Genomic DNA, 3,493 nt, shown 5'->3' on the forward strand with positions numbered 1-3,493 from the left:
AGCTTTTTCACCGATGCACGAACTTTCATCACCAACTCCTCGAACCTTATGGGTGCTTCAGCGCAGCATGCCGCTGCCGTAGCCCTTCAGGTTGGCTTTCTTCATCAGGGATTCATACTGGTGCGAAACGAGGTGCGATTGCACTTGGGACATGAAGTCCATCACAACCACGACCACGATCAGCAACGAGGTCCCGCCAAGGTAAAACGGCACGTTTGCGGCTACCACCAGGAACTGGGGAAGCAAGCACACGGCCATCATGTAGAGAGCACCGAACATGGTCAGACGAGTCAGAACGCCATCGATATAGCGTGCAGACTGCTCACCAGGACGGATGCCCGGAATAAAGGCACCGGACTTCTTCAGGTTTTCCGCTACGTCTTTCGGATTGAACATCAACGCCGTATAGAAGAAGCAGAAGAAAATAATCCCTGCACTAAACAGCAGAATATTCAACGGCTGACCAGGGGCGATCGACTGCGAGATGTCCTGCAGCCAGCCCATACCCTCAGACTGACCAAACCAGGCACCCAGCGAAGCCGGGAACAGCAAGATGCTGCTCGCAAAAATGGCAGGAATGACGCCCGCCATGTTTACTTTCAAAGGCAAGTGGCTTGTCTGCGCAGCGAAAACCTTGCGGCCCTGCTGACGCTTGGCGTAGTGAACAGCAATACGACGCTGACCACGCTCAATGAACACCACGAAACCGATGATCGCTACTGCCAGCAAACCGATGGCGACCAAAGCGAAGATATTGATATCACCTTGGCGCGCAGACTCGAAAGACTGCCCAATCGCTCTCGGAAGACCGGCGACGATACCCGAAAAAATCAACATCGAGATACCGTTGCCGACACCGCGCTCAGTGATCTGCTCGCCCAGCCACATCATAAACAGCGCACCCGCAACAAACGTGGTGACTGCAACGAAGTGGAAGCCGATATCTGCTGAGAACGCAACGCCCTGACCGGCCAAACCAATGGACATGCCAATGGCTTGAACCAGGGCCAGGACTACGGTGCCATAGCGGGTGTACTGGCTAATCTTGCGACGACCAGCTTCACCTTCCTTCTTCAACTGCTCCAGTTGCGGGCTGACTGCGGTCATGAGCTGCATGATGATCGATGCCGAGATGTACGGCATGATCCCCAGTGCAAAAATGCTCATGCGCTCCAGCGCACCACCTGAAAACATGTTGAACAAGCTAAGAATGGTCCCCTCATTCTGTCGAAACAGGTCCGCCAGCCGGTCAGGGTTGATACCTGGAACTGGGATATGCGCACCGATCCGATAGACGATAATCGCCAGGAACAGAAAACGCAGACGAGCCCAGAGTTCGGACAACCCGCCGCTTTTGCCTAGCGCTGAGAGAGCACCTTGCTTAGCCATTTATTCCTCGAACTTGCCGCCAGCTGCTTCGATAGCCGCACGCGCACCTTTGGTGGCTGCGATACCTTTAAGGGTGACTGCGCGAGTAACCTCACCGGACAGCATGATTTTCACACGCTGAACGTTTTGGTTGATCACGTTGGCATCCTTCAGGGACTGCACAGTGATGACGCCTTCTACTTTAGCCAGCTCGGAGGTGCGAACTTCAGCACGATCCATAGCTTTCAAAGAGACGAAGCCGAACTTAGGCAGACGACGATGCAACGGCTGTTGGCCGCCTTCGAAGCCCGGAGCAATGGTGCCACCGGAGCGGGAGGTCTGACCTTTGTGGCCACGGCCACCGGTCTTACCCAAACCACTACCGATACCACGGCCCGGACGATGCTTTTCGCGACGGGAACCCGGCGCTGGACTCAGATCATTGAGTTTCATCGATTAACCCTCGACGCGCAGCATGTAGTAAGCCTTATTGATCATCCCACGGTTTTCCGGGGTATCAACGACTTCTACGGTGTGACCGATGCGACGCAGACCCAAACCCTTAACGCACAGTTTGTGGTTAGGAATGCGGCCGGTCATGCTTTTGATCAGCGTAACTTTAACGGTAGCCATGATCAGAAGATCTCCTGGACGTTCAGGCCGCGTTTAGCAGCGATGGACTCAGGGGACTGCATGGTCTTCAAACCCTTGAACGTTGCGTGAACAACGTTGACCGGGTTGGTCGAACCGTAGCACTTGGCCAGGACGTTATGGACGCCAGCAACTTCGAGAACGGCGCGCATTGCACCGCCAGCGATGATGCCGGTACCTTCCGACGCAGGCTGCATGTAGACCTTCGAGGCGCCGTGGGCGGACTTGATGGCGTACTGCAACGTGGTGCCGTTCAGATCAACCTGGATCATGTTGCGGCGAGCAGCTTCCATTGCCTTCTGGATCGCAGCAGGCACTTCACGTGACTTGCCACGGCCGAAGCCAACGCGCCCTTTACCATCACCAACCACGGTCAACGCGGTGAAAGTGAAGATACGGCCGCCTTTAACGGTTTTTGCTACGCGATTAACCTGTACCAGCTTCTCGATGTAGCCTTCGTCGCGTTTTTGGTCGTTATTTGACATAACTTAGAACTCCAGCCCGCCTTCACGAGCAGCATCAGCCAGCGCCTTAACGCGACCGTGGTACTTGAAGCCAGAACGATCAAAAGCCACTTGCGATACACCGGCGGCTTTCGCACGCTCAGCGATCAGCTGGCCAACTTTAGTGGCCGCGTCGATGTTGCCAGTGGCGCCATCACGCAGTTCTTTGTCCAAAGTCGAGGCGTTTGCCAAGACCTTGCTGCCGTCGGCCGAGATGACCTGGGCATAAATGTGCTGCGAAGAGCGGTACACGCAGAGACGCACGACTTCGAGTTCGTGCATTTTCAGGCGTGCTTTGCGAGCGCGACGCAGTCGGGTAACTTTTTTGACGGTCATTTGCTATGCCCTACTTCTTCTTGGCTTCTTTACGACGGACGACTTCGTCCGCGTAACGCACGCCTTTGCCTTTGTACGGCTCTGGACGGCGGAAGTCGCGGATCTCAGCGGCCACTTGACCAACCAACTGCTTGTCGATACCGCGAATGACGATATCGGTTTGGTTGGGAGTCTCAGCGGTGATGCCTTCCGGCAATTCGTAGTCCACTGGGTGCGAGAAGCCAAGGGCCAGGTTCAGCACCGTGCCTTTTGCTTGCGCTTTGTAACCAACACCGACCAGCTGGAGCTTGCGCTCGAAGCCTTGGCTTACGCCCTGGACCATATTGTTTACCAACGCACGAGTGGTACCGGCCATTGCGCGAGTTTGTTGGTCGCCGTTGCGAGCAGCGAAACGCAGCTCACCGGACTCTTCAACAATTTCAATGGACGAATGAATGTTCAGGTCTAGAGTGCCCTTGGCACCCTTCACCGAAAGCTGCTGGCCGACGAGTTTGACTTCGACGCCTGCTGGCAACTTAACGGGGTTCTTAGCTACGCGTGACATGCTTATCCCCCCTTAGAACACTGTGCAAAGCACTTCGCCGCCGACACCGGCAGCGCGCGCAGCACGATCCGTCATCACACCTTTGTTGGTG

The 3,493-nt window shown here is 55.5% G+C and carries 7 protein-coding genes; all 7 read right to left on the bottom strand.

Translation table 11 applies throughout. The annotated features are described in order from the left end of the window. Positions 1–57 precede the first annotated feature (57 nt). Complete coding sequence (gene secY / locus VF672_RS20795; RefSeq protein WP_065988454.1) at positions 58–1,389, bottom strand: preprotein translocase subunit SecY; 1,332 nt, start codon at positions 1,387–1,389, stop codon at positions 58–60. Continuing rightward, positions 1,390–1,821 (bottom strand): 50S ribosomal protein L15, encoded by a 432-nt coding sequence (rplO, locus tag VF672_RS20800; RefSeq protein WP_268798232.1) that lies wholly within the window; start codon positions 1,819–1,821, stop codon positions 1,390–1,392. Between the two features lie 3 nt (positions 1,822–1,824). Further along, entirely contained in the window at positions 1,825–2,001 is a 177-nt protein-coding gene (rpmD, locus tag VF672_RS20805) for a 50S ribosomal protein L30 (protein WP_028621547.1), read from the bottom strand. A gap of 2 nt (positions 2,002–2,003) precedes the next feature. Next, the gene (gene rpsE / locus VF672_RS20810) at positions 2,004–2,504 is read right to left on the bottom strand and encodes a 30S ribosomal protein S5 (protein WP_037017729.1); all 501 of its coding nucleotides are present in this window, start codon (positions 2,502–2,504) and stop codon (positions 2,004–2,006) included. A gap of 3 nt (positions 2,505–2,507) precedes the next feature. Next, the gene (gene rplR, locus VF672_RS20815) at positions 2,508–2,858 is read right to left on the bottom strand and encodes a 50S ribosomal protein L18 (RefSeq protein WP_037017727.1); all 351 of its coding nucleotides are present in this window, start codon (positions 2,856–2,858) and stop codon (positions 2,508–2,510) included. A gap of 10 nt (positions 2,859–2,868) precedes the next feature. Continuing rightward, a complete protein-coding gene (rplF, locus tag VF672_RS20820; protein WP_037017725.1) occupies positions 2,869–3,402 on the bottom strand; it encodes a 50S ribosomal protein L6 in 534 nt (177 codons plus the stop codon). Between the two features lie 12 nt (positions 3,403–3,414). Further along, positions 3,415–3,493 (bottom strand): 30S ribosomal protein S8 (gene rpsH / locus VF672_RS20825; protein WP_331106414.1); only part of this gene is annotated, 79 nt, incomplete at its 5' end.

This window comes from Pseudomonas sp. (assembly GCF_036387035.1).
GTDB lineage: Bacteria > Pseudomonadota > Gammaproteobacteria > Pseudomonadales > Pseudomonadaceae > Aquipseudomonas.

Excerpts from the sequence above, each read along its gene's own strand:
- rpmD (WP_028621547.1), bottom strand. The coding sequence starts at position 2,001 with ATGGCTACCGTTAAAGTTACGCTGATCAAAAGCATGACCGGCCGCATT.
- rplR (WP_037017727.1), bottom strand. The coding sequence starts at position 2,858 with ATGACCGTCAAAAAAGTTACCCGACTGCGTCGCGCTCGCAAAGCACGC.
- secY (WP_065988454.1), bottom strand. The coding sequence starts at position 1,389 with ATGGCTAAGCAAGGTGCTCTCTCAGCGCTAGGCAAAAGCGGCGGGTTG.
- rplF (WP_037017725.1), bottom strand. The coding sequence starts at position 3,402 with ATGTCACGCGTAGCTAAGAACCCCGTTAAGTTGCCAGCAGGCGTCGAA.
- rplO (WP_268798232.1), bottom strand. The coding sequence starts at position 1,821 with ATGAAACTCAATGATCTGAGTCCAGCGCCGGGTTCCCGTCGCGAAAAG.
- rpsE (WP_037017729.1), bottom strand. The coding sequence starts at position 2,504 with ATGTCAAATAACGACCAAAAACGCGACGAAGGCTACATCGAGAAGCTG.